Source organism: Roseobacter sp., from assembly GCF_024639605.1.
Taxonomy (GTDB): Bacteria; Pseudomonadota; Alphaproteobacteria; order Rhodobacterales; family Rhodobacteraceae; genus Roseobacter.
Genome location: NZ_JAHEHZ010000041.1, coordinates 1 through 25,554 on the forward strand (window position 1 = coordinate 1; position 25,554 = coordinate 25,554).

27 protein-coding genes and 1 pseudogene are annotated in these 25,554 nt (G+C 60.5%); 15 read left to right on the forward strand and 13 right to left on the reverse strand.

The window, feature by feature from the left end; all coding sequences use genetic code 11:
- From Q0M35_RS07470 to Q0M35_RS07480, 3 genes and pseudogenes are all read left to right on the forward strand, one after another.
- Window positions 1-273, forward strand: a pseudogene (locus Q0M35_RS07470) (ribonucleoside-diphosphate reductase, adenosylcobalamin-dependent); the annotation flags it as partial.
- Window positions 274-465: 192 nt separating this feature from the next.
- Window positions 466-1,536, forward strand: a complete 1,071-nt coding sequence (locus tag Q0M35_RS07475; protein WP_295313745.1) for a Hint domain-containing protein — start codon at window positions 466-468, stop codon at window positions 1,534-1,536.
- A 35-nt stretch (window positions 1,537-1,571) separates the two neighbouring features.
- Window positions 1,572-1,868, forward strand: coding sequence for a phosphotyrosine protein phosphatase (locus Q0M35_RS07480; protein ID WP_295313747.1), 297 nt, complete (start codon window positions 1,572-1,574; stop codon window positions 1,866-1,868).
- Between the two features lie 5 nt (window positions 1,869-1,873).
- Here Q0M35_RS07480 and Q0M35_RS07485 read toward each other — a convergent pair whose 3' ends face one another.
- The gene (locus Q0M35_RS07485; protein WP_295313749.1) at window positions 1,874-2,449 is read right to left on the reverse strand and encodes a TlpA disulfide reductase family protein; all 576 of its coding nucleotides are present in this window, start codon (window positions 2,447-2,449) and stop codon (window positions 1,874-1,876) included.
- 24 nt (window positions 2,450-2,473) lie between these two features.
- Here Q0M35_RS07485 and argH point away from each other — a divergent pair, with 24 nt between their 5' ends.
- The 7 genes from argH (at window position 2,474) to Q0M35_RS07520 (ending at window position 9,783) form a co-directional block, all read left to right on the forward strand.
- Window positions 2,474-3,886 (forward strand): argininosuccinate lyase, encoded by a 1,413-nt coding sequence (gene argH / locus Q0M35_RS07490; protein ID WP_295313751.1) that lies wholly within the window; start codon window positions 2,474-2,476, stop codon window positions 3,884-3,886.
- Complete coding sequence (locus tag Q0M35_RS07495; RefSeq protein ID WP_295313753.1) at window positions 3,883-4,059, forward strand: hypothetical protein; 177 nt, start codon at window positions 3,883-3,885, stop codon at window positions 4,057-4,059. The genes argH and Q0M35_RS07495 overlap by 4 nt, the downstream gene beginning before the upstream one ends.
- Before the next feature lie 3 nt (window positions 4,060-4,062).
- A complete protein-coding gene (locus tag Q0M35_RS07500) occupies window positions 4,063-4,221 on the forward strand; it encodes a hypothetical protein (RefSeq protein WP_295313755.1) in 159 nt (52 codons plus the stop codon).
- Between the two features lie 3 nt (window positions 4,222-4,224).
- The gene (locus Q0M35_RS07505; protein WP_295313757.1) at window positions 4,225-4,533 is read left to right on the forward strand and encodes a DUF2834 domain-containing protein; all 309 of its coding nucleotides are present in this window, start codon (window positions 4,225-4,227) and stop codon (window positions 4,531-4,533) included.
- A 93-nt stretch (window positions 4,534-4,626) separates the two neighbouring features.
- A complete protein-coding gene (locus Q0M35_RS07510; protein ID WP_295313759.1) occupies window positions 4,627-5,808 on the forward strand; it encodes a sugar-transfer associated ATP-grasp domain-containing protein in 1,182 nt (393 codons plus the stop codon).
- Between the two features lie 65 nt (window positions 5,809-5,873).
- Window positions 5,874-7,139, forward strand: a complete 1,266-nt coding sequence (gene lysA, locus Q0M35_RS07515; protein WP_295313761.1) for a diaminopimelate decarboxylase — start codon at window positions 5,874-5,876, stop codon at window positions 7,137-7,139.
- A gap of 40 nt (window positions 7,140-7,179) precedes the next feature.
- Entirely contained in the window at window positions 7,180-9,783 is a 2,604-nt protein-coding gene (locus Q0M35_RS07520; protein ID WP_295313763.1) for a TIGR02302 family protein, read from the forward strand.
- Between the two features lie 21 nt (window positions 9,784-9,804).
- Here Q0M35_RS07520 and Q0M35_RS07525 read toward each other — a convergent pair whose 3' ends face one another.
- Window positions 9,805-10,701 carry a zinc-ribbon domain-containing protein gene (locus tag Q0M35_RS07525; protein WP_295313765.1) on the reverse strand — a complete coding sequence of 299 codons (897 nt, stop codon included), beginning with the start codon at window positions 10,699-10,701 and terminating at the stop codon, window positions 9,805-9,807.
- Window positions 10,702-10,869: 168 nt separating this feature from the next.
- On the opposite strand from Q0M35_RS07525, the gene Q0M35_RS07530 reads away from it, so the two are divergent.
- The 5 genes from Q0M35_RS07530 to Q0M35_RS07550 all read left to right on the forward strand — a co-directional run bounded on the left by Q0M35_RS07530 (window position 10,870) and on the right by Q0M35_RS07550 (window position 14,948).
- Entirely contained in the window at window positions 10,870-11,547 is a 678-nt protein-coding gene (locus Q0M35_RS07530; protein WP_295313767.1) for an ATP-binding cassette domain-containing protein, read from the forward strand.
- On the forward strand, window positions 11,544-12,446 hold the full coding sequence (locus tag Q0M35_RS07535; RefSeq protein ID WP_295313769.1) for an FtsX-like permease family protein: 903 nt from the start codon (window positions 11,544-11,546) through the stop codon (window positions 12,444-12,446). Before Q0M35_RS07530 ends, Q0M35_RS07535 begins: the two co-directional genes overlap by 4 nt.
- On the forward strand, window positions 12,446-13,177 hold the full coding sequence (locus Q0M35_RS07540; RefSeq protein ID WP_295313771.1) for a lysophospholipid acyltransferase family protein: 732 nt from the start codon (window positions 12,446-12,448) through the stop codon (window positions 13,175-13,177). Before Q0M35_RS07535 ends, Q0M35_RS07540 begins: the two co-directional genes overlap by 1 nt.
- Entirely contained in the window at window positions 13,170-13,778 is a 609-nt protein-coding gene (locus tag Q0M35_RS07545) for a pyridoxamine 5'-phosphate oxidase family protein (RefSeq protein ID WP_295313773.1), read from the forward strand. The genes Q0M35_RS07540 and Q0M35_RS07545 overlap by 8 nt, the downstream gene beginning before the upstream one ends.
- 105 nt (window positions 13,779-13,883) lie before the next feature.
- A complete protein-coding gene (locus tag Q0M35_RS07550; RefSeq protein ID WP_295313775.1) occupies window positions 13,884-14,948 on the forward strand; it encodes a sterol desaturase family protein in 1,065 nt (354 codons plus the stop codon).
- A gap of 42 nt (window positions 14,949-14,990) precedes the next feature.
- Here the strand turns inward: Q0M35_RS07550 and lpdA are convergent, their stop codons facing one another.
- The 11 genes from lpdA to Q0M35_RS07605 all read right to left on the reverse strand — a co-directional run.
- Window positions 14,991-16,379 carry a dihydrolipoyl dehydrogenase gene (gene lpdA / locus Q0M35_RS07555; protein WP_295313777.1) on the reverse strand — a complete coding sequence of 463 codons (1,389 nt, stop codon included), beginning with the start codon at window positions 16,377-16,379 and terminating at the stop codon, window positions 14,991-14,993.
- 152 nt (window positions 16,380-16,531) lie between these two features.
- On the reverse strand, window positions 16,532-16,945 hold the full coding sequence (locus tag Q0M35_RS07560; RefSeq protein ID WP_295313779.1) for an MAPEG family protein: 414 nt from the start codon (window positions 16,943-16,945) through the stop codon (window positions 16,532-16,534).
- 15 nt (window positions 16,946-16,960) lie between these two features.
- Window positions 16,961-17,344 (reverse strand): MAPEG family protein, encoded by a 384-nt coding sequence (locus tag Q0M35_RS07565; RefSeq protein WP_295313781.1) that lies wholly within the window; start codon window positions 17,342-17,344, stop codon window positions 16,961-16,963.
- A gap of 25 nt (window positions 17,345-17,369) precedes the next feature.
- The gene (locus Q0M35_RS07570; protein WP_295313783.1) at window positions 17,370-17,945 is read right to left on the reverse strand and encodes a hypothetical protein; all 576 of its coding nucleotides are present in this window, start codon (window positions 17,943-17,945) and stop codon (window positions 17,370-17,372) included.
- A 2-nt stretch (window positions 17,946-17,947) separates the two neighbouring features.
- Entirely contained in the window at window positions 17,948-19,513 is a 1,566-nt protein-coding gene (gene odhB / locus Q0M35_RS07575; RefSeq protein ID WP_295313784.1) for a 2-oxoglutarate dehydrogenase complex dihydrolipoyllysine-residue succinyltransferase, read from the reverse strand.
- A gap of 3 nt (window positions 19,514-19,516) precedes the next feature.
- Window positions 19,517-22,480 (reverse strand): 2-oxoglutarate dehydrogenase E1 component, encoded by a 2,964-nt coding sequence (locus Q0M35_RS07580; RefSeq protein ID WP_295313786.1) that lies wholly within the window; start codon window positions 22,478-22,480, stop codon window positions 19,517-19,519.
- A complete protein-coding gene (locus Q0M35_RS07585) occupies window positions 22,477-23,025 on the reverse strand; it encodes a DUF805 domain-containing protein (protein WP_295313788.1) in 549 nt (182 codons plus the stop codon). The genes Q0M35_RS07580 and Q0M35_RS07585 overlap by 4 nt, the downstream gene beginning before the upstream one ends.
- Before the next feature lie 160 nt (window positions 23,026-23,185).
- The gene (sucD, locus tag Q0M35_RS07590) at window positions 23,186-24,073 is read right to left on the reverse strand and encodes a succinate--CoA ligase subunit alpha (protein WP_295313790.1); all 888 of its coding nucleotides are present in this window, start codon (window positions 24,071-24,073) and stop codon (window positions 23,186-23,188) included.
- A 15-nt stretch (window positions 24,074-24,088) separates the two neighbouring features.
- On the reverse strand, window positions 24,089-24,604 hold the full coding sequence (locus Q0M35_RS07595; protein ID WP_295313792.1) for a hypothetical protein: 516 nt from the start codon (window positions 24,602-24,604) through the stop codon (window positions 24,089-24,091).
- On the reverse strand, window positions 24,604-25,086 hold the full coding sequence (locus tag Q0M35_RS07600) for a hypothetical protein (protein ID WP_295313794.1): 483 nt from the start codon (window positions 25,084-25,086) through the stop codon (window positions 24,604-24,606). The genes Q0M35_RS07595 and Q0M35_RS07600 overlap by 1 nt, the downstream gene beginning before the upstream one ends.
- On the reverse strand, window positions 25,083-25,554 hold a 472-nt coding region (locus tag Q0M35_RS07605; protein WP_295313796.1), incomplete at its 5' end, for a hypothetical protein. The genes Q0M35_RS07605 and Q0M35_RS07600, both read right to left, overlap by 4 nt.

Below are 25,554 nucleotides of genomic sequence, written 5' to 3' on the forward strand. Positions count from 1 at the left end.
AAGGCCGTGTTTGATCCGCGCGGCGGGGCATGGATGCAGGGCAAATACATACCGTCTATCCTCGCGGCCATCGGCGGCGTGATTGAGCAGCACATGATTGCCACCGGGTTCATTGCGGGCGAAGGCATGGGGCTCAAGACCGACCCGCAGGCACAGGTCGTGGGGCTGGAAAACCGGCGCGGACAGGCCTGCAGCAGCTGCGGACAATATGATCTGCGCATGGTCGAGGGCTGCATGACCTGCGGCTCCTGCGGCTATTCAAAATGCGGCTGAAGTCGGACCGCCTCTATTAACCTTTGCGCTCTTCAGGGGCCGGAACACCGGCCGGATCCTCTGATTTTGCTCTCCCTCTGGTTGAGGGATCTTTTGCAACACCATGGAATCCCGCGCGTTTTCGGGCTTTTCAGGTGGGACGCGATTGATTAATAAAAAGTTAATAATAAACTGAGGCAGGCAAACAGGTATATGAAAACGGGCTTTCGTGGCACGTTCGTCATTTCCTGGTCGCAAACAGAAGTAGATGGACTTGAGGCCGCGCCCGTACAGGCCCTGACAACAGGGGCGGCGTGGTCCTGGCGCGGTGATTCTGTCCAGGTGGACGGCACTGCGGGTGTTCTGCGACTGGACCGGGCAGACGGGTCGGAAAACCTGCGCAAACGCGCAGCGAAGATGGTGCACCGGCTGGTCGGTGCAGCCATTGATCCTGTGAAAACTGGCCTTCACGGCGCGGACAGGCCCGAAGCCTCAATGTCAGACAGCAGTTTCGTCGTCACCGATGGCGCGCAAAGCTATACAGTTACCATGATCAGCGTGGGCGCCGGCGCACAGCCGCTGCTGATGTTTCTCGATGAACTTCCGCCGCGCGGTACAGATCTCTGGGTGGTGCACCATACGATGGGCGCACGGCCGCAGGCTGCACCCAACGAGCCGGACAGTACGGGCGTGATCTGTTTCACGCCGGGCACGCGCATCAGCACGCCGCATGGCCAGCGGCCCGTGGAAACACTGCAGGTCGGCGATCTGGTCCAGACCCGCGACAACGGTGCGCAGCGCATCGAATGGATTGGCAGTCGCCATATGACCGGTGCGCGGCTTTTTGCGATGCCGCGGCTGCGTCCGGTGCGGATCAGAACAGGCGCGCTGGGCGTTGAGCGGCCGGATCAGGAGCTTCTCGTCTCGCCCGAGCACCGGATGCTGGTCTCGGGCCCGGTTGCCGAGGATCTGTTCAACACGCCGGAAGTGCTGGTGGCGGCACGCGATCTGATCGACAGCCAGCATATCGCCACGGATCTCAGCGTGCGCAATGTGACCTATATTCACCTGCTGCTCGGGCGGCACAATGTGCTCTGGGCGAATGGCGTGATGACAGAAAGCTTCCACCCGGCAAGTTCTGCGCTGACCTCGCTTGAGCCACAGGACCGGGCGCGCCTGCTGGCGCAATACCCGGATCTTTCTTTTGATCCGCATACCTATGGCAGCTACGCGCGGCGCAACCTGTCTTCATCAGAGGCGGCCATTCTGCTGCGGGCGGCCTGATTAATAAAGTCCTCTTTGTCTGTGGCAAGGCGCGGATGCGCAGCCCGACGGCTGCCGATCTGGTTGCGGCACGGGATGGCTTTGAAACGGATTTCGCCGGTCTCAGCCGGGATGCTGACGAGCTGCTTTCGGTTGAGCAGATCGAGTGGGCGGATCTCATAGTGGTGATGGAAAAGCGCCACAAGACCCGGTTGACTGCGGCCTTCGGTGCCTGCCTCAAGGACCGCAGGGTTGTGGTTCTGGGAATCCCGGACCGCTACAATTTCATGCAGCCGGGCCTCGTGGCGCGGCTGGAGCCTGCGCTCAGACGTTTGCTGAACCGCGGCTCATGAACGGCTCAGCTTTCACGGCCCAGAACCGTCGCGATGATCGCTCTGGCATTCTCCGACGACCAGTCCGCATCGCCGCGCAGCCTGGCAATCTCGCGCCCGTCCGGATCGATGAGCACGGTAATCGGCAGGCCGAAAATGCCCATCTGACTGGCCAGTGACTGTTGCGGGTCCTGATGGCGGGGCAGATTGTCGATGCCGGTTTCCTTAAAGAACTGCTTTATGCCTTCGGGTGAATTGCGGCCCACGGCAATGGTGACGACCTCAAAGTCTTCCCCGCCAAACTCGGTTTGCAGGGCAGCCAGCATCGGCATTTCTTTTCGGCAGGGCGCACACCAGGTGGCCCAGAAATTCAGCAGCACGTATTTGCCTTCATAGGCATCCAGGTTTGTTTTGCCGGCATCATCAGCAAGCTCGAAATTCGCCGAAGAGGTGGCCTGCGGGGCGTCGTGAAAAATCAGCTTCTTCATATCACCTTCGCGCATAAGCTCAGCGGCAGCGAGATCGGCCGCAGCGCTGCCGGGCACCATGATTGCGCCCGCAGTAAGGGCCGTATAAACGAACGCTGCAAAAAGATTTTTCATATCCCCTCCGGAGGATTCAGGCAGATGACAGATTCCAGCAACGCAAAAAAATCCGCGACATCCAATGCGATGTGGGGCGGCCGCTTTGCCGATGGTCCGGATGCGATCATGGAGGCCATCAATGCCTCGATCGGGTTTGACCAGCGGATGGCGGCACAGGACATTGCAGGCTCACGCGCACATGCCGCAATGCTGGAAGCGACAGGCATCCTGGAAGCTAGCGATGTTAAGGCCATTCGGGAAGGGCTGCTCACAGTCTTGTCAGAGATTGAAACGGGCAGATTTGAGTTCTCAGTCGGACTGGAAGATATTCATATGAATGTTGAAGCGCGGCTGAAAGAGATCATCGGCGAGCCGGCGGGACGTTTGCACACCGGGCGCAGCCGCAATGATCAGGTCGCCACGGACTTCAAGCTCTGGGTGCGCGACCAGCTGGATGCCTGCGAGTCGGGACTGCTGGCCCTGATCCGCGCGCTGCTGGCCCAGGCAGAGGCCGGCGCGGACTGGGTGATGCCCGGCTTCACTCATCTGCAGACAGCGCAGCCGGTCACCTGGGGTCATCACATGATGGCCTATGTCGAGATGTTCGGCCGTGATCTCAGCCGTGTGCGTGATGCGCGCGTGCGCATGAATACCTCTCCGCTGGGGGCTGCTGCTCTGGCCGGAACCTCCTTCCCCATCGACCGGCATATGACAGCTGAGGCGCTGGGGTTCGACGCACCGGCGGCAAATTCGCTCGATGCCGTAAGTGACCGGGATTTTGCGCTGGAGTTCCTCAGTGTGGCCTCGATCTGTGCCATGCATCTCAGCCGCTTTGCCGAAGAGCTGGTGATCTGGTCGTCGGCTCAGTTCCGTTTCGTGACGCTGAGTGACCGGTTTTCCACCGGCTCTTCAATCATGCCGCAGAAGAAGAACCCCGACGCCGCCGAACTGATCCGCGCCAAGGTGGGTCGGATCTTCGGGGCAAACACAGCCCTGATGATGGTAATGAAAGGTCTGCCGCTGGCCTATTCCAAAGATATGCAGGAAGACAAAGAACAGGTCTTTGACGCCGCCGACAACCTGATGCTGGCACTCGCCGCGATGCAGGGGATGGTCAGCGACATGACAGCCAACCGCGAGAGCCTTGCCGTCGCCGCCGGTGCCGGTTTTTCAACGGCCACCGATCTGGCGGACTGGCTGGTGCGGGTCGCCGGCCTGCCGTTCCGGTCCGCTCACCATATCACGGGCAGCCTTGTCGCACTTGCGGAAAAGAAGGGCTGTGATCTGCCGGATCTCACACTCGAAGACATGCAGTCAGCCCATAGCGGCATCACAAGGGACGTCTTTGATGTACTCGGGGTGGAAAATTCGGTAAACTCACGTACATCTTACGGGGGCACGGCGCCGGATCAGGTCCGCCATCAGATCGCCCGCTGGAAGGAGATTGCCGGATGACACGCCTTACCGTCGCTCTTGCACTGACTGCGCTGGTTGCAGCCTGCGGTGTCGATGGTGAGCCGGTGCGACCCACCGTGAACGGTGGCGTTACGATTTCCAACAGCGGTGTTTATCCAAGTGCAACCATTTCCCTCAGCCGCTGGCCGGTATGGATCGGCGTAGGACTTTAAATCATGACATTACAGAAATTAATCGCCGTGGCGTTCGTCACCGCATCTGTTGCCGGCTGCACCGGCGGCAACCAGAGCATGGGGCGCGAAGCGGCACCATCACCCGCGACAGGTGTCAGCATCAGCGGTGAAGCCGTCCTTGGCGTGTCGACGCAGGGTTGAGCGATGCGCTATCTCTACCTCGCACTCGCCGTCTGGGGCACCATTCACCCGATGAGCTGGTTTATCGGCTGGTTCAACGCCAACAGCTGGGATCTGATGGCGATGGTCGATGCCTGGCACGCAAACCAGGCGACAAGCGGCCTGGTCTGGGATCTGACGATCGCAGCCGTCACACTGACCGTCTGGGTAATTACTGAAAGCATCAGAACGCGCAACTGGGCCGGCCTGATTGCGATCCCCGCGACCTTTGGCATCGGCGTCAGCTGCGGTCTGCCGTTGTATCTTTTCCTGCGCAGCAGAGCAGATACATAAAATTATAGCGGCGCGAGAAACAACACCGTCAAATTCCTGCCCTTTTTCCCCGATATCTCATCACAGAAGTGTAATCGGGAAAGGGCAAAACCAATGAATACTGCAGTTGCTACAGATGCATTGCTTGAAAAAGGCGATGCAAAGAAAGACGTAAAATCACCCGAGATCATCCGGGTCGCACGGCAGTATGGTACAAGCCCGTTGCGGCAGCTGCGCGAAATCTTTTCCCTGCGCATGGGCCGAAGCAGACTGACGACCCGCGATTATTATGACAACGGCCTCTATGATCCGGCTATTTCGATGACAAAAAAGCGTGAGTTTCTGGGATTGGCCGCCAGCGAGGCACTCAACGACCGCCTCTCGCCCGAAGAAACCAAACAATATGGTGCCTTTGTCTGCAACAAGCTGTTGCACGGCGCGCTGCTGCGCCAGCTTGGCTTTGCAGCGACTCAGACGCTGGCCGTTGTTTCGAAAACCGGTGAATATGGTGAACTGCCCGCTTTGCGGGAAGCCGATGCGCTTTTTACTTTTCTCTCCGACAGGTCGGTCTATCCGCTGTTCGGCAAACCGGTTGACGGCTCATTGTCGGTCGGTTCTGTCATGCTCAGCGGGCTGGACAGTGCCGGAGAAACGCTGGAGCTGGCCAGTGGCGAGCACAAACCGCTGCGGGCTTTCTGCGATGAGGTCCTTGCCAAATACGGTACCGGCTACCTTCTGCAAAAGGCGCTCAGACCGCATCCTGACCTCGTGCCGGTGACCGGCGATATGACCGGCTCCGTGCGCATTGTCACGGTCATGAACAGTAGCACACCCTCAGTGGCTTACGGCCTTTGGAAGATCCCGGCACCCAGCGCGATGTCTGATAATTTCTGGCAGGGCGGCAGCATGATCGCCCGCGTGGACATGCAGACCGGTGAGGTTCTGGCCTGTCGTAAGGGCACCGGGCTTGACACCATGGACGTCAAAAATCACCCCGAAACCGGTGCTGCGATCGTGGGACTGAAACTGCCCGGCTTTGCGGATGCCTGTGATCTTGCACGCCGTGCTCATGCGGTGATGCCTGATCTGGGGGTCTGCGGCTGGGATATCGGCCTGACCGCCGACGGACCGGTGATCATCGAATGCAACAACAGCCCCTTTCACACGCTCTATCAGCTCGCACACAAGCGCGGGGTGATGAACCCCGACCTGATGCCGGTCTGGGAGGCCACCGCCGCCCGACAGAAAGAGCGTCTGAACTTCATCCGCGCGGCCAGAAAGAAAAAGAAGCGCTGACGGCGCAAGGGCCGCAAGTCCGATCCTGATTGAACTGGCCCGCGATTCATGGCTATTGCGCGGGGATGGATCATTTTCTTTATAAAAACGGCGTGCTCTGCGCCGAGGATGTGCCTGTAGCCGGGATTGCCGCGGCGGTGGGCACACCTTTTTACGTTTATTCAACGGCCACGCTGCTGCGACATTTTACCCTTTTCGATGAAGCACTTGAGGGGATCGATCACCTGGTTTGCTATGCCATGAAGGCCGCCAGCAATCAGGCCATTCTGAAAACGCTGGCGCAGGCCGGTGCTGGCATGGATGTTGTCTCGGGCGGGGAGTACAGGCGCGCAAAGGCTGCCGGGGTTCCGGCAGACAAAATCGTATTTTCCGGCGTCGGCAAAACCGCCGCTGAGATACGCCTCGCACTGGAAGGCGGGATCCGTCAGTTTAATGTGGAATCGGAGCCTGAGATGGCGCTGCTCGATGCCACGGCGCGGGCCATGAACACGGTTGCTCCCATCACCATCCGGGTCAATCCGGACGTCGATGCAAAAACACATGCAAAGATTGCCACCGGTAAATCGGAAAACAAATTCGGCATTCCCATTTCGCGCGCCCGGGAGGTGTACCGGCTGGCCGCAACAATGCCCGGCCTCAGAGTGATCGGGATTGACGTACACATTGGCAGCCAGCTGACGGATCTGGCCCCGTTTGAACAGGCGTACAGGAAGGTTGCGGACCTCACGGAGATGTTGCGCGCGGACGGGCATGAAATGATGCGACTCGATCTGGGTGGCGGGCTGGGCATACCCTATGCGCGCGATAATCAGGCACCGCCGCTGCCCTCTGACTACGGTGCGATGGTTCGTCGCACCCTGGGGCATCTGGGCTGTGAGATCGAAATTGAACCGGGGCGCCTGATTGCCGGCAACGCGGGCTTAATGGTTTCTGAAGTGATTTACGTTAAATCCGGCGAAGGCCGCGATTTCCTGATCATCGACGGTGCGATGAACGATCTGATCCGGCCGGCAATGTATGAGGCATGGCATGATATTATTCCTGTCGTCGAACCCGTTCCGGGTGCAGAACAGGCAAAATACGATATCGTCGGCCCCGTTTGTGAGAGCGGCGACACTTTTGCGCGGGAACGCATGATGCCTCCGGTGGCCTCAGGCGACCTCGTGGCCTTCCGGTCGGCTGGTGCATATGGCGCAGTAATGAGCAGTGAGTATAATTCCCGACCACTTATTCCCGAAGTTCTGGTCCGCGGGGATCAATTCGCGGTTATCCGCCCAAGACCGACCTTTGACGAAATGATAAATCGGGATACCATTCCTGAATGGCTCTGAGGGCGCATCCCCGCCCCATGGGACCAGTGGAGACGTATCGATGGCATCATTTTCCCGGCATGACGTCGCACGCAGCCTGAAAGGTCTGCGCTGGCCGCTGCGCCTGACCTGGTCCGGCATGCTGGCCGAACGGGTGGTGCAGAGTTTCTGGCCGCTGACAACTGTTGTTCTGCTGGTGCTGGCCTCACTGATGCTTGGGTTGCAGGACAGTCTGATCGTCGAGGCCGTCTGGAGCATCGCCGTGCTGTCTCTGCTCGCGGGGGCTGCCGCTCTGTTTTACGGGCTTCGGCGCTTTCGCATTCCGTCGGGGGCCGAGGCCATGGCCCGCCTCGACAGCAGCCTGCCGGACCGTCCGCTGCAGGCGCTGGCTGACACTCAGACGATCGGCGCCGACGACGCGGCATCCTCTGCCGTCTGGCGCGCCCACCAGGCCCGGATGGCCGAACGCGCCGCCAAAGCGCAGGCTGTTCCTGCTGACCTGCGTATCTCGGCGCGTGACCCCTATGCTCTGCGGTATGTCGCTGTAATCGCCTTTGCTGTGGCTTTGATTTTCGGCTCGATCTGGCGCGTGGGCTCTGTCACCGAAATGGCGCCCGGTGCCGGTGGTCTGGCAAGCGGCCCGGTCTGGGAAGGGTGGGCGGAAAGCCCGCGGTACACCGGTCGTCCGACGATTTATCTCAACGACATCGACGGCGGCGTCCTCGAGGTGCCCGAGGGCAGCCTGATCACCATGCGGCTTTACGGCGAAGTTGGTGCGCTGACCCTGTCAGAGACAGTCTCCGGCCGCACCGACGTGCCGCCCGCGTCTGAACCCGCTCAGGACTTTATCGTGTCGCGCAGCGGCGAGATCGCCATTAACGGTCCCGGCGGACGCACCTGGCAGGTTGACGTTATCGAAGACATGCCGCCCGAAATTGCCGTTCTGGGCCCGCCCGAGGCATCTGCTCTGGGCGAGACGACTTTGCCGTTTGAAGCCAGCGACGATTACGGTGTAGAGGCCGGCGAAGCGCGTTTTACGCTTGATCTGGTCGCGGTGGACCGCCGCTATGGTCTGACCGTCGATCCTGAACCGCGCCCTGAACTCATCGTGCCACTGCCCACGCCCATTGCCGGGGACCGCAGTTCATTCGAGGAAAACCTGATCGAGGATTTCTCCGAGCACCCATGGGCCAATCTGCCGGTTAAGGTCAGCCTGACCGCATTTGACGGGGCGGAACAGACTGCCCGGACGTCGCCGCGCGCGATTGTGCTGCCGGGACGGCGGTTTTTCGACCCGCTCGCCGCGGCCGTGATCGAAGCCCGCCGTGACCTGCTCTGGTCGCGCGGGAACACCACGCGGATTGCTCAGGTCCTGCGCGCAATCACATGGCAACCGGATGATGTTTTCCGCTCAGAGACAGACCTGCTGCGGCTCCGCCGGGTGATCGGACAACTGGATGTGCATGCAAAGCACGGCATGAGCGACGAAAAGCGCGACCGTCTTGCAGACGATTTGTGGGATCTTGCCCTGCTGCTGGAAGAAGGCGACCTTGCAGATGCCGCCGAACGGATGCGCCGCGCGCAGGAGCGGCTTGAAGAAGCGATCCGCAACGGAGCATCAGACGAGGAAATCGCTGAGCTGATGCGCGAATTGCGCCGGGCTACAGAAGACTATCTGCAGCAACTCTCACGGCAGGCGCAGCGCCAGCAGCAGGAAAACGGAGAGAGCGGCCAGCAGGGTAATCCTGAAAACTCCATGACCATGACGCAGGATGATCTGCAGCAGATGATGGACCGCATCCAGGAGCTGATGGAACAGGGTCGCATGGCCGAGGCCCAGCAGGCGCTTCAGGAACTTCAGCAGATGATGGAGAACATGCGCGTCACACAGGGCCAGCAGGGTCAGGGCGGACAAAGCCCGGGCGAGCAGGCCATGGAAGGCCTCTCTGAGACGCTGCGCGAGCAGCAGGGTCTGAGCGATCAGGCGTTCCGGGATCTGCAGGAACAGTTTAACCCGGGCGCGCAGGCTGGCGAAAGCCAGGGCAACGAGGGCCGCAACGGGGGGCAGGGTCAGGGCCAGAGCCATGAGGGTCAGAGCGGCCAGGGGCAGGGCAACGGCGATCAGAACGCGCAGCAGGGCGACCCGTCACAGCCCGGCGACGGATCGGATCCCGGTGCCAGTATCGCTGACCGCCAGCAGGCGCTGCGCGATGAGTTGCGCCGCCAGCAAGGCAGTCTGCCAGGGGCCGGAACGCCCGAGGGGGATGCGGCGCGCGACGCGCTTGACCGAGCAGGCCGGGCGATGGAAGGGGCTGAGGACGCCCTGCGCCAGGATGATCTGGCCGAAGCGATCGACGAACAGGGCCGCGCAATGGAAGCGCTGCGCGAGGGGATGCGGTCGCTGGCCGAGATGATGAATGAAGATCAGCAGCAGCAACCGGGCCAGGGAGCACAGGACTCCGACCGCCGCGCCGACAACCGTGATCCGCTGGGCCGCGAAGCCGGCAATTCCGGTGCGGACGGCGATGACGGGCCACTGGCGCTGAACGATGACGCCTACGGACGGGCGCGCGATCTGCTTGATGAGATCCGCAGAAGATCCGGTGAAGTTGCCCGGCCCGAAGTCGAACGCGATTATCTCAGACGCCTGCTTGACCGGTTCTGATACCCAGGGGCGCGGGGTGCTTTACTGATTGCTGGACACTGCAGCGGCATCCAGCCAGCTCAGCAGTCCTTCTGCCTGTTCGTTCAGCCAGGCGCGCCAGGTGTCCACAATATCTGTGTAACCGGTGAGCGCAGGCTCCAGAGCCGGAATCATCTGTGACAGGTCCGGTGCATAGACATAGATCAGTGCCAGGATCGCAAAAAGTGCGACCGTCAGCACAAATCCGCGCCGCGAGCTGCGTTTTTCTCGCACCTCAGACTGGCCGGTCTGACCGGCGTCACCAGGGGCACGGTCCTGGTTTGAACGCAGGGTGGAATTTATTTCTTCGATGTCGGGCAGCAGGTCCCGGCGGGAAGCGGCCGCGGCACTCTCGGCGCGGAACTGCTCCATTTGCTCCTCACCGCTCAGATCTGTCTCGCCCCGCATCCGCGCCATGCGGTCGCGCGCCTCTCCTGCGCGTTTTCCTGCTTCGTCCGGCGCATCGAATTCACCAAGACCCAGATCAGGCTGGCTTTCGAGACTGCCTGGCACGTCGCGCCGGCGCGCGGTCGCTTCCAGTTCGGCTTCTTCGCGCAGCACGCTGGCCACGCCCGGATCAACTCTGCGCCGAGCGGGGCTGTTTTCATCGGGGCGGGGTGCCGGACCCGGTTCAAAGGCGGGCGCTGATGTATCTGCTTTCGGCTCTTCTGCCGGCTCCTCTGGCAAGACAGGGTCCGGGACTGCATCCTCGGGATGAACAATTTCCTCATCCGGGCCGGGTGCTGCGGCCTTCTCTTCCTGCGCGCGCGACAGAGTGTCGGGATGATCCTGAAACCAGGTCTGCCCGCAGTTGGAACACTGCACGTCACGTCCCTCGGACGGAATTACCTCGTCGGGTACTTCATACTGTGCATCGCAGTTCGGACAAATCAGTCGCATAGGGAAACCTGCTGCCTTGCTTCCTCAGAAGTAATATACTTTTTTCAGCTACTCTATGGCGTTCATCTCTCTGCGAAAAGTGCTATCTGTGCATTAAGCCGGCAAGTGATGCATTGAAACCAGACCGGCGGTAGGGCAAAACGGCACAACATTTATTTCGGGGGCGCTGTGATCGAGCTGGACCGGGCCGCATACAGCTATGGCGGTGACGCACTTTTTGCGGATATTTCTCTTAATCTGACGCCCGGCTCGTTTCATTTCCTGACCGGCCCGTCGGGGGCGGGCAAGACCACGCTGCTGAAACTTTGCTATGGCGCACTGCAGCCGACCGAAGGTCAGGTAAGGGTCTTTGACGAAGATATCGGCGCACTCGGCCGCGACGATGTGGCCCTGCTGCGCCGCCGTGTCGGTGTGGTCCACCAGGATTGTGATTTCCTTGATCATCTGAGCGTTGCCGACAATATCGCTCTGCCTCTGGGGGTCGCGGGCAAAGTTTCCTCCGGAACGAAGGATGATCTGACTGAGCTTCTGGCCTGGGTCGGGCTGACACACCGCCGCGATGCGCATCCGCCGGAGCTTTCTGGCGGCGAACGCCAGCGCGCGGCCCTGGCAAGGGCCGTCATTATGTCACCGGATATTGTGATCGCGGATGAGCCCACGGGCAATGTCGACTGGGAGATGTCTCAGCGCCTTCTGAAGCTGCTTGTGGAGCTGAACCGGATGGGCAAAACAGTGCTGATCGCCACCCATGATCTCAGCCTGATCCGGGCCGCAAAAGCCCAGGTTCAGGCGCGTGTCCTGCGGATCGCCAACCGTGGCGTACAGCTCGCGGGGGCAGATCTGTGAGTGTTTTCAGCGATCTGACCAGCCTCCTTCGCAGCGATGCTCAGTCCGTTCAGGTGGTGCCACCGTCAGGCTTTACCGCGCAGCTGACGATTTTCACGGCTGCGGCAATGGCGTTTCTGGCAGTGTTCGCGCTGGCACTGTCGATGGCCTCCGGGCGGCTTGCCACCACCTGGGGTGACGAGCTCGCGCGCAGCTCAACGCTGCGCATCATCGCACCACAGGCCGAGCAGCCCGCACTGACTGCGACGGCCATGCGTATCCTTGAAAGCACGGCGGGTGTCGCCTCCGCGCGACCGCTCGATGCTGCGGAACAACAGGCGCTGCTGGCTCCGTGGTTTGGTACCGGAGTTGATCTCAGCACACTGCCGGTGCCGCAGCTTATCGAAGTCATCGAAGCCGGCACTGGCTTTGACAGTGCCGGTCTGCGGCTGCGTCTTGAGGCCGAAGTGCCGGGTGCGGTTCTGGATGATCACCGCCAGTGGCGCGCGCCTCTGGTTGCGGCGGCAAACCGCCTGCGCACTGTTGGCTGGGTTTCGGCGCTGCTGCTCGGGCTGAGCGTGGCCGCCATGGTCACACTGGCGGCCAATGCGTCGCTTGCTGCAAACGCGCGCGTGATCGCCGTCCTGCGCCTGGTCGGTGCCACGGACAGGTATATCGCCCAGGCCTTCATCCGGCGCTTTACCCTGCGCGCACTCGGCGGTGCGGCGGGCGGAACTGTGCTGGGCATGTTCGTCGTCCGGATGCTGCCTGCGGCGACAGACCGGGCGGGATTCCTGACCGGGCTCGGATTTCAAGGCAGCGAATGGCTGGTGCCGCTCACCGTGCCGCTGCTGGCCGCTGCCGTTGCTTTTGTCGCGACGAGGCTGGCCGCACAGCGGAAACTGAGGGAGCTCGCATAGTGTTTCAATATATCCGTTCGGTGATTTTCATCACCCAGATGTACATCGCAATGCCTCTCTTCGGGCTGGCGTTTGCACCCTGGGCGTACTTCAGCCGCGACGGCGCTTATGCTGCCTGTAAATCCTATTCACGCTATGTCTTCTGGACTGCCGGATGGATGGTCGGAATGAGGTGCGAGGTGCGCGGCACGCCGCCCGACGGTGAGGCGCTGGTCGCGGCGAAACACCAGTCTTTCCTCGATATCATGATGATTTTCACGGCACTTCCATCCGCAAAATTCATCATGAAACGCGAGATTCTCAGAACGCCGGTGATCGGGCTCTATGCGCGGCGTCTCGGCTGTGTCGCGGTTGACCGCGGCAAACGGGGCAAAGCCATCGAAAAGATGGTGGCCGATGTGCATGCAGGTCGGGCGGAGCCGGGCCAGCTGATCATTTATTCTCAGGGTACCCGCGTGGCGCCAGGCCGGAAAATGCCCTATAAAGTCGGCAGTTTCGTGCTCTATGAGCAGCTTGCACAGCCCTGTGTACCTGTTGCGACCAACGTCGGAGTACTCTGGCCGAAACGCGGGATGTTGCGAAAACCCGGCGTGGCGGTTGTTGAATTCCTGCCGGTGATTGAGCCCGGAATGGCGCGCGACGAATTTATGGAACTGCTGGAGACATCCGTTGAAGAACGCTCTGAAGCTCTGATGGCAGAGGCCGGTTTCAAAAGTTTGCCGGATGCCTGACAGGATCGACACAATCGCTGCGCTGGAGACGTATTACGGCACGCCGGGCGCTGCTTCCATCCGTAAGGTGGCTCGCAGGATGACACCGCTTTATCGCGACTGGATCATGCGCTCACAGTTCTGTGTGGTCAGTACGGTGGGTCCTGAGGGCACTGACGGCAGCCCGCGTGGCGATGAAGGCCCGGTTGTGCAAGAGCTTGATCCCGGAACCCTTGCCATGCCCGACTGGCGCGGAAACAACAGGATGGATTCCCTGCGCAACATTGTCTCGGACGGACGCGTTTCGCTGATGTTTTTTGTCCCCGGATCAAACACGGTGGTGCGGGTCAACGGGCACGCCTGGCTCACAGCTGACAGTGAGCTGCGCGCGCGGTTTGCACGGGGAAAAATCCTGCCTGCTACCGTCATCGTCATCGAAATAGGTGAAATCTACACGCAGTGTGCCCGGGCGCTGATGCGCGCAGGTCTGTGGACGGAAGAGGACCAGAGCACCGCTTTGCCAACCGCCGGTGAAATCCTTGCTGAACAGACCAACGGCGAAGAGGGTGGCGCCCCCTATGACGAGGCATGGGGAGCGCGCGCGGCCAAGACAATGTGGTAGCGCAAAAGTAACGGTAATATTCCATATTTCGGCCCGAAATTGCCCAGGGCATGCCCGGTTTGACAGCAATTGTCGCGAAACGGTCAACATTCGGGGCAGTGGTACATGGAATTCTTTGCAGAACTCGCGAGCAGTATGCTGGACAATATGGAGCGTCATCTGCTGGGCTTTCTCGTGCCGAAAGACCGGCTGTTTGCGCTCTGGCTGCTGAGCTCCGGCCTGATCGCATGGTTTGTTTACCGTAGTGTGAAGGGTACGCGTCACGCCGAAGACAGCACTTTTCTGCGCTTTCTCTTCCCCGGGCGCGTCTGGAGCCACCCGTCGGCATGGCTCGATCTGCGATACTTTGTCTTCAACAGCATCTTCGGGAAATTTCTGCTGATCGGCATCACCGCAGCCTCAACCGCCTTTGGATACAAACTTTTCGCCGGTGGGGTTGCTTTTACATCTGTGGTTGGACAGGGCGGTTTGTCCTTCCTGGCGGAGCTCGCCATTTCTGTGTCCTTTATGTTTTTTGCGATGATTGTGTCGGATTTTCTGGCCTGGTTCTGTCACTGGCTGCAGCATAAATCGCCGCTGCTCTGGCAGTTCCACAAGGTCCATCACAGCGCCGAGGTGATGCATCCGGTGTCGAACTACCGCGAACACCCGGTCGACAATCTGCTTTACATGTCGGTGATCGGTGCCGGTTACGGAATTATGATGGCGCTCGTGGTGCGCACGCTGGGCTATCTGCCGGGCATGCCAATGCTTCTCGGAATGCCGGTTCTGATGCTGCTTTTTAACCTTGCCGGCTACAATCTGCGTCACAGCCATGTCTGGCTGCGCTGGCCGGGAAAGCTGTCGATGATCTTTCCCTCACCCGCCCATCACCATGTGCACCATTCCTCCCATCCGGATCATCTGGACAAAAATTTCGCGTTCATGTTTCCGGTCTGGGATGTTGTTTTCCGCACGTATCACATGCCCGAGGACAACCGGGATGTGAAGTTTGGCATCGGCGAGGGTAATGCCGAGGACCTGACCAGCTGCCTCAGACTTTACTGGGTACCGTTCCGGGACGCCTGGCGCGTTATCCGCGCCCAGGCAAAGGGTGAGCCGTTCAGCATGTCAAAGCCCGCAGCACCCGAGAAACTGCCGCACGCACCGGCAGTTCATCCCGCCGAGTAAACGCCCGGGCAGCATGCGGTGCAGACCGCAACCGATCCGGTGTTACATGTGGATCGGACCGTCGCCACAAGCCAGTGCCGCTTCGCGTACCGCCTCAGAATAGGTCGGATGCGCGTGACAGGTCAGGGCAAGATCCTGCGCCGCGGCACCGAATTCCATCGCAACGCAGATCTCGTGAATGAGATCGCCCGCGGCTGGCCCGACAATATGCGCGCCGAGGATACGGTCGGTTGATTTGTCCGCGAGGATTTTCACAAACCCGTCGCCGGCAAAGTTCGCTTTGGCCCTGCCGTTGCCCATGAAGCTGAACTTGCCGACCTTATAATCGCGCCCGGCTTCTTTAAGCTCTTCTTCGGTGACCCCCACATTGGCGACCTCCGGGTGGGTATATATCACACCGGGGATCACGCCGTAATTGACGTGTCCGTGCTTGCCGGCAATCACCTCGGCCACTGCCATGCCTTCGTCTTCGGCCTTGTGGGCGAGCATCGGGCCTTCGATTACATCGCCTATGGCGTAAATGCCGGGCACATTTGTCTGCCATTCTTTGTTCACAGCGACCTGTCCGCGTTTGGTCATCTCAATCCCGAGCCCGTCAAGGCCAAGCCCTTCGGTGAAAGGTTTGCGGCCCGTGGCCACAAGCACTGTGTCCGCATCGATCACGTGCTCGCTGTCGTCTTTGCGCAGTTTATAGGTCACTTTAGCCTTTGTCTTTGTGGCTTCAGTCTTCTGCACGGCCGCGCCCATGATGAACTCAAGCCCCTGTTTTTTCAGCAGCTTCTGGAAGGTTTTCTGTACCTCGCCATCCATACCCGGCGTGATCACGTCAAGAAACTCCACCACTGTAACTTCGGAGCCCAGACGCGCATAGACCGAGCCGAGCTCAAGCCCGATTACACCCGCCCCGATAACCACCAGCTTTTTGGGAACCTTGCCAAGCTCCAGCGCACCGGTGGAGGTCACAACGACCTTTTCATCCACTTCAACACCGGGCAGGGAAGCGGGCTCGGATCCGGAGGCGATGATGATGTTTTTGGCCTCGTGTACCTCGTCACCTACCCTGACCTTACCGGCTTCAGGTACAGAGCCCCAGCCTTTGAGCCAGTCTATCTTGTTCTTTTTGAACAGAAATTCAATGCCCTTGGTGTTCTGCTCAATGGTGGTCTCTTTGTAGGAAAGCATCTGTTTCCAGTCCACCGAGGGGCTTTTGCCTTTGAGGCCCATGGCCGCGAAATTGTGCTCGGCCTCGTGCAGCATGTGGCTTGCGTGCAGGAGCGCTTTGGAGGGGATGCAGCCCACGTTGAGACAGGTGCCGCCCAGCGTATCACGGCCCTCCACACAGGCTGTTTTCAGGCCCAGCTGGGCACAGCGGATCGCGCAGACATAGCCGCCGGGGCCGGAGCCAATAATGATCACGTCATAACTTGCCATGGGTATATTCCTTTGTTTTTAAGCGTCTGTCAGGCTAGGGCCTGTCGGGCTAACTGTGCTGGTGCCCCGGAAATTCCCGACGGGCATAGAGTGGCCGGTGCCTGCGGGCGCTGCCGGTGCGACGCCCGGCGTGTTCGCAGCCAAAAGAAGCATCATATCAGCGCCGCCACAAGCATAAGCGTGGTGGCTCCGAAACCGGCCATCCATATCAGCGAGCGCCAGGGGGTAAGACCAAAGGCATAGGCCGGCACGTAAGCCACGCGGGCAGCGAGATAAACCCACGCGCAAGCCGTGGTGAGCGGGCCGGACTGCCCGCTCAGCGTGATAACCATGACCGCGATGGAAAAGAGGATGAGACCCTCAAAGTGGTTATTCAGCGCCCTGAAAAGCCGCCCCGTGCGCGGGCTGACCTGTTCCTGCAGGGTCTTGCCGCCCATGCGTTGCGGATCGCGCGGGGACAGCGTTTTCCCGGGCCCGAGCTCAAGATTGGCGGGTACAGCCATCAGTACATACTGCCCTACCTGCAACAGGGCTGCGAGGCAGAGAACGGTCAGTTCAGGGGTCATTGACAGGGCTTCCGGTCAGAGAGCCAGCAGGTAAAGAGCGGCCGTTGCAAAAAGGCCGGCGGTCCAGGCAAGGCTGCGCAGGCCTGTGATGCCGAAGGCGTAGCTTGGCAGATACACAAGACGGGCGATCACAAAGACCTGTGCGGCGAGAACCGAGGCACTGGTAGAGCTCTGCGTGACCACAATGAGCAGCACGGCAGGTGCAAAGAGAACCATCGCCGTCACAGAGTTGTTGAGCGCACGCTCAAGCCGGCCGGCGATCCCCGAGACGGTGCGCGCCTCGTCACGGCTGCCCAGCAGGTACCCCATTCCAAGCTGCGTCAGCGCGCCGGTGGCCTGCAAAAGCAGTGTCACGATGACCAGCAGGCCATAAAGGACAAGCATTGTGATTTCGGTCATGGGGGTGTCTCCTTTGTTTTCGGTTTCAGATCGGGCCTGGCGTTTCGTTTTCGTCCTGCAGACGGATCAGCATCCGCATATCCCTGACAGCCATGACCCGGGCAAAGTGAAAAAAGACCATGCTCAGGACGATTCCGGGGACCTGAAAGAGCGCAGTGCCATAGTCTCCGATCCAGGCCATGACGACAAGTTTCGCAAGCCATGACATCAGCATGATCATGAAAAGGCCGCAGAAGAACTCAACCTTTGTATCAGTTCTGCGCAGCACCTCGCGCACAAATCCACTGTCGTCATCGCGGGCGGCCACGAGCATCCGGATGCGGCGCCGTTTCTGTTCGGTGGTGACATATACAGGCGCCATGGTCGTGATCAGTTCTCCCACCGCATAGGCGGCAAATACTGACAGAAAAAGGACCATCGCGGCCCCGATACTGCCCAGTGGTTCGACGCTGTTCTGCGCCCAGTCCGTGATGGAAAAGCTGGCCCGGGCATTCAGGTCGCCATGGACTTCGATAGCTGCGTAAATCCCGACAAACCCGATGGAGACCACGGAGAAGACCCGTGGCCATTCCTTCGGGATATGGTCGAGAAGAGCGGGCAAACTTACAGATCCATCAGAAGCCGGCGCGGATCCTCAAGCGCTTCTTTGACGCGCACAAGGAAGGTTACAGCACCCTTGCCGTCGACGATGCGGTGATCATAGCTGAGTGCCAGATACATCATCGGACGGATCTCCACCTTGCCGGCGATTGCCATCGGACGGTCCTGTATTTTGTGCATACCCAGGATACCGGACTGTGGCGGGTTCAGAATGGGTGAGGACATCAGCGAGCCGTAGACACCACCGTTAGAGATGGTGAAGGTGCCGCCCTGCATTTCCGCCATGCTGAGCTTGCCGTCGCGCGCGCGTGCGCCTTTCTCGGCGATTGCTTTCTCAATGGCCGCAAAGGACATCGAATCCGCATCCCGGATCACCGGCACCACAAGGCCCGTTGGCGTGCCCGCCGCGATGCCCATATGCACGAAGTTCTTATAAACGATGTCCGTGCCGTCAATCTCGGCATTAACCTCGGGCACCTCTTTCAGCGCGTGGCAGCAGGCCTTGGTGAAAAAGGACATAAAGCCCAGTTTCACGCCGTGCTTTTTGAGAAAGAGGTCTTTGTACTCGTTGCGCAGGGCCATCACCTCGGTCATGTCCACCTCGTTGTAGGTGGTCAGCATCGCGGCGGTGTTCTGGCTGTCCTTGAGGCGGCGGGCGATGGTCTGGCGCAGACGGGTCATCTTGACCCGTTCTTCGCGTTCCGCGTCCGAGGCTGCGACCGGTGCACGCGGAGCAGCGGCTGCCGCCGGGGCTTCGCCGCCCTTTGACGCGGAGCCGGCAGCGGCGATGGCTGCTTCCACATCCTCTTTCATGACACGGCCGTCCCGGCCCGAGCCTGTGACCTGATCGCGGGAAATTCCGGCCTCTGCCATGGCTTTCTTCGCTGAGGGGGCATCTTCGACGTCTTTGCCGTCAGAGGCAGATGCAGCAGCCGCAGGTGCGACGGCCTCGCCACCTTCGGAGCGTGCTGCCGCGGCACTGCCCTCACCGGGACTCATCACGGCCAGCTTGCCGCCAGCACTGACTGTATCGCCTTCCTGTGCCAGAATATCCGTGAGAGTGCCGGCAGCCGGGGCGGGTACTTCAACACTGACTTTGTCGGTTTCCAGTTCGCAGAGCATTTCATCTGCCGCGACGCTGTCGCCCACCTTTTTAAACCAGGTGCTGACCGTGGCTTCGCTGACGGACTCGCCCAGCGTCGGTACCATCACATCAACCGATCCACCAGCCTCTGACGCAGGCGCAGGGGCCGCGGTGCGGGCAGAGGCCGCGGGGGCTTTTTCCTCTGTGGCGGATTCTTTACCTTTGGGGGCTGCGTCAGAGCCTGAATCGCCCTCGGAGATGTTTGCCAGCAGAGCATCGACGCCCACGGTATCGCCTTCGGCAGCGACGATCTCATCAAGTGTGCCGGCGACCGGTGACGGCACTTCGACGGTGACCTTATCCGTTTCCAGCTCACAGAGCATCTCATCGACTGCAACGGTTTCACCCGGCTTTTTGAACCAGGTGGCGACAGTGGCCTCTGTCACAGATTCGCCCAGCGTGGGCACGCGTACTTCGGTGGTCATGAGTTATTTCCCTTCAATCGTCAGCGCTTCGTCCACGAGCGCTGCCTGTTGTGCTTTGTGCTGGCTGGCAAGGCCTGTCGCAGGCGAAGCCGAAGTGGCGCGGCCGACATAGCGTGGCCGGATGTGTTTCGCGTTGATCCGTCCGAGAACCCATTCAATATTGGGCTCGATGAAAGTCCAGGCACCCTGGTTTTTGGGCTCCTCCTGGCACCAGATCACCTCTGCCTGTTTGAAGCGCTCCAGCTCTTTAACGGCAGACTGCGCCGGGAAAGGATAGAATTGCTCCACCCGCAGCAGATAGACATCATCGATACCGCGCGCGTCGCGTTCTTCCAGCAGATCGTAATAGACCTTGCCCGCGCACATCACCACGCGTCTGATCTTGCTGTCCGCCACCAGTGTGGTGTCGGAATTGCCCTGCTGGGCGTCATCCCACATCAGTCGGTGGAAAGATGAGCCGGTGGTGAATTCCTCTGCCTTGCTGATTGCCAGTTTGTGGCGCAGCAGGGATTTCGGCGTCATCAGAATGAGCGGCTTGCGGAAGCTGCGGTGGATCTGGCGGCGCAGAATGTGGAAATAGTTGGCGGGTGTGGTGCAGTTGGCGACGATCCAGTTATCCTGGCCGCACATCTGCAAAAACCGCTCAAGGCGGGCCGAGGAGTGCTCAGGACCCTGGCCTTCGAACCCGTGCGGCAGCAGACAGACGAGGCCGGACATACGCAGCCATTTGCTCTCGCCGGAGCTGATGAACTGGTCGAACATGATCTGGGCGCCGTTGGCAAAATCCCCGAACTGCGCTTCCCAGAGGGTCAGCGCATTGGGCTCTGCCATCGAATATCCGTACTCAAACCCGAGCACCGCATATTCGGACAGCATGGAATCGATCACCTCATACTGCGCCTGACCCTTTTTGATATTGTTGAGCGGGTAATAGCGTTCTTCTGTGTTCTGATTGACCAGCGCCGAGTGACGCTGTGAGAAGGTGCCGCGCGCACTGTCCTGACCGGCCAGACGGACCGGATAGCCTTCGGTCAGTAGTGAGCCAAAAGCCAGTGCCTCGGCTGTGGCCCAGTCAAATCCCTCGCCACTTTTAAACATCTGCTCTTTAGCTTCGAGCAGACGGCCGACGGTCTTGTGAACCGGAAAGCCGTCAGGGGCGGTGGAAAGCGCCTTGCCCACCTCGGCCATCGTGCCTTTGGCTATGGCGGTCTTTCCGCGCTGATAGCGTTTTTCCTTCATCTTATCGATGTGGGACCACTTACCATCCAGCCAGTCAGCCTTGTTCGGGCGGTACTCTTTACCGGCCTCAAACTCCTCGCTGAGATGCGCCTGAAAGGCGGCTTTCATGTCTTCAATCTCGCCTTCAGGTATCAGCCCGTCGCGCACCAGTCGCTCGGTGTAAAGGCTCAGCGTCGTTTTGTGGCCTTTGATCTTTTTATACATGATCGGGTTGGTAAACATCGGCTCATCGCCTTCGTTATGCCCGAAACGGCGGTAACAGATGATGTCGATCACCACGTCTTTGCGGAACTTCTGGCGGAATTCCGTGGCTACCTTGGCGGCATGTACAACCGCCTCCGGGTCGTCTCCGTTGACGTGGAAAATCGGCGCCTCGACCACCAGCGCGTTGTCGGTGGGATAGGGTGAGGAGCGCGAAAAGTGCGGCGCGGTCGTAAAGCCGATCTGGTTATTGACCACCAGGTGCATGGTGCCACCGGTTTTGTGCCCGCGCAGCCCGGAGAGGGCGAAGCACTCCGCCACCACGCCCTGACCGGCAAAAGCCGCATCGCCATGCAGCAGAATGGGCATGCACGAGGTGCGGTCGGGATCATTGTTCTGATCCTGTTTGGCCCGCGCCTTGCCGAGGACCACCGGGTTCACAGCTTCGAGGTGGCTGGGGTTCGCCGTCAGGCTCAGGTGCACGGTATTGCCGTCGAACTCCCGGTCGGATGACGCGCCGAGGTGATATTTCACGTCTCCTGAGCCGTCCACATCCTCAGGCTTGAAGCTGCCGCCCTGAAATTCGTTGAAGATCGCCTTGTACGGTTTGGCCATCACATTGGCGAGCACCGACAGACGCCCGCGGTGCGGCATACCGATCACGATATCCCGGACGCCCAGAGCGCCGCCGCGTTTGATGATCTGCTCCATCGCCGGCACCAGGCTTTCGCCACCGTCGAGGCCAAAGCGTTTGGTACCCATGTATTTCACATGCAGGAATTTCTCGAAGCCCTCGGCCTCCACCAGCTTGCTCAGGATCGCCTTGCGCCCCTCGCGGGTGAAAGACACTTCCTTGCCGAAACCTTCGATGCGTTCTTTCAGCCAGCCGGCTTCTTCCGGGTTGGAAATGTGCATGTACTGCAGCGCAAAGGTGCCGCAATACGTGCGTTTCACAATCGACAGGATTTCGCGCATTGAGGCAAGCTCAAGCCCCAGCACGTTGTCGATAAAAATCGGCCGGTCCATGTCGGCTTCGGTGAAGCCATAGGATTTCGGGTCAAGCTCGGGGTGCGGCGTCTGGTTGCGCATCCCCAGCGGATCGAGATCGGCCACCAGATGCCCCCGGATCCGGTAGGCGCGGATGATCATCAGCGCACGGATACTGTCGAGCACGGCGCGTTTGATCGCTTCTTCTGAAACCTCAACCTGCTGCTCTGTGGCCTTGCCCTTAATGGCCTTAGTCACGGCCTTCACTTCGGGCTCCGGCGCCCATTCGCCGGTCAGTGCCGCAGTCAGATCATCGCCGGGCTGCGGTGGCCAGTCATTGCGCGCCCAGGACGGGCCGGCGGCCTCTTTTCTCACCGAGACCTCATCATCGCCCATCGCTTTGAAAAAGGCCTGCCAGGCTTCGTCGACCGCGTTCGGATCGCTGGCATAGCGCGCGTACATCTGTTCGAGATACTCGGCGTTATGCCCCTGCATGAAGCTTGAGGCATGAAACTGGTCGTTGGCGGGATGATCGGTCATTGAGCTACCTCATGTGGATTGGGACCGTATTGATTGGGGCCGGGTTGGCTGGGGCGTGTAAGCCACCAGAGGACGAGAAAGGGCGAGAGAACGAGCACGATCACAGCAAGGATCGTGACGGCCACGACGAAGCCGCCCGGATCGGCGGCCGGCACATCAGGTCCGGGAAGCATGCCGGCCATGACACCGGCCATGGTGGCGAAGGCGGTAACGCCGACCATCGCGATCAGCGGATAAAGCAGACAGAGGCCGGAGCGGCCGGTATCGTGCATCCGCCGCCAACCGACGGCGAGCATCGGTAAAAACGTCAGCAGCCAGAAGGCCGCTTCGAAAAGCCCGGTGGTCTCAACCGTTGCATAGGTCTCCGCGTCGATGACGTGGGTTTCGATGAGTTCGTCTCCGTAAATGGCGTTGTCGATGAGGCCGGACACGGTGCCGGCCAGAAGCAGAAAGAGCGCAAACCACCAGTATTCCGAGCGCATGGAACGACCCGAAAAGGTGAAATACCTGCGCAGACAGGAGATGACGGCCTGGCGGAAATTCATGGGACAGCCCGTTCTGCCCGCAAAGACATCGGGGCCGCACCGCCGGGTGCCGACCTGCCACAGGGCCCTGCGCGGACCGGTCCGCCGGGGCACCGCCCCCCGCGTCCGCGTCCGCGACCGGGGGCACCCCATGGCACGTATGTCGTAACTGCGCTCAAGCTCAGCCTTTCTCAATCGCCTCTTTGACTGCCTCGCCCAGCGTCGCGGGGCTGTCGGCCACAACAATGCCTGCGGCGCGCATCGCTTCAATCTTGTCCTCGGCTCCGCCCTTGCCACCGGCGACGATCGCGCCCGCATGGCCCATGCGCCGGCCCGGAGGTGCGGTGCGGCCCGCGATGAAGCCGGCGGTGGGCTTCCAGCGCCCCTTTTTCTTTTCATCGGCCAGAAACTGCGCGGCATCCTCTTCGGCTGAGCCGCCGATTTCACCGATCATGATGATGCTTTCTGTCTCATCGTCCGCGAGAAACATTTCCAGCACGTCGATGTGCTCGGTGCCTTTGATCGGGTCGCCGCCGATGCCAACGGCGGTAGACTGGCCATAGCCCAGATCGGTGGTCTGTTTGACCGCCTCATAGGTCAGCGTACCCGATCGCGAGACCACGCCGCAGGAGCCGCGCTTATGGATATGTCCCGGCATGATGCCGATCTTACAGGCATCAGGCGTGATCACCCCAGGGCAGTTGGGACCGATAAGACGCGATTTCGACCCTTCAAGCGCGCGCTGAACCTTCATCATATCCAGAACCGGGATGCCTTCGGTGATGCAGACGATCAGCTCCATCTCCGCATCAATCGCCTCGAGGATCGAATCCGCGGCAAAGGGCGGTGGTACATAGATCACACTCGCGTTGGCCTCGGTTCTGGCCTTCGCCTCGTGCACGGAGTTGAACACCGGCAGATCCAGATGCGTCTGGCCGCCTTTCCCGGGCGTGACACCGCCGACCATCTTCGTGCCGTATGCGATGGCCTGTTCGGTGTGAAAGGTGCCCTGACTGCCGGTCAGACCCTGGCAGATAACTTTCGTGTTTTCATTGATCAGTACGGCCATGGTGGTTCCTTTGACTTACATATTAATGACGACGGCGCTGGTGCCGTCTGTGATGCATTCGCCGCTGTTGCCTGCGGCGGCATAGGTGATGGTGATGAGTTGTTGCGGTGCGAATACCTGAAGCCCGGCGCAGGGGGGCAGGGGGGCGCCCACGGGGTGTTCCGGGCCACCTGCGTGTACCTGCCCGGGAAAGAGCGAGTGCGCGATGCGGCCGCCGAGATTTCCGGCCGTTGCCAGATCCACAAGTGTGGACTGCACCGAACAGTAGCCCTGTGCCGGAGAAGTGCTGAACACGCCGGTCACTCCATCCGCGGAGAAAGAAGCAAATCCGGCGTCAGTCCCGGAAGAGACGCTGAAACCCGCAGCACCAAAAGCCTGCGGCAATGTCTGTTCTGTGCGGTAGTTCCGCAAACAGATCTCAACAGCCAGCTGCATATTGTGGGCCGAAACCGTCCGCTGATCCTGTGCTGCGGCGGGGCCGGCCAGTGCCAGCATTACGGTTGCTGCACCAAAGGGAGAGGCGCGCGACATCACATCGCCTCCCATCCGGCCGGCAGCCGGTCAACGGCCATGAAAGTCTGATCGCCGCGCATGCCGACATGCACCACTGCCACGCGGCCACGCAGCAGTTCGCGCCCTTCGATAAGGGCAGTGCCCGGTAGGGGCTTGTGGGTTTCCGGCAGGTCGACTGCAAAGCCGAATACCGGCGGGGTGGCCATCTGAACCCGCAATGCCTCGATGGCGGCGGCGGTATGCGCGCCGTCGAAAAGCACTTCACAGCGCCGCTCAATCAGTCCCGGCGTGCCTGGTGCGGGCTCCAGCGTTTTATCCCAGAAGGTAAGCGTGAACGGCAGCGGGGCGCCGGCAATCTGCTGCATCCTTTCGCGGGCCACTGTCGCGGTCTGACCGGCCTTGAAACACACACTGTTAAACGTGCTGATCGCCAGATCGGCACCGGCGGTCGCGGTCCCGGCCAAAAGACAGAAAACAACGCTGCAAAGCACGTGCCTCATAACGCCCCCGTTGCCTGCTGTACCTGCAGCGTGAGCCCGCCTGATCGGATTACCAGCAGCGTGCGGATCGGTTTGGGGCCGAATGCACCGTCGATCACGAAAGCATAGGGCGCGCCAAAATCTTCGGCGGCAAGGGTGTTGCCTCCCGGTTCGGCCTTCATTTCGCCGCCGGCGACCTGCAGCCCGTCACTGTGACTGGCAAGCGCAATGAATGCACCGGCAAGTTCGGTATGGGGGTCGCCCGGCTGCACATCATCGGTGAGGAGGCAGGTCAGATGCAGCCCGTCAGGGCGGCGCAACACTTCGATGTATTCGGTTTTGTCAAAGGTGGCCGCGACCCATTCGTACATGCGGAACGTATTGTCCTTTGTGCTCCAGCTCGCGGGGCGCTCTGCGACTGCGTCATTTGCAATCGTCGAAAAGGGCGTCGCCGGATCGCTCAGCATCGGCGCGCACATCTGCAGATAC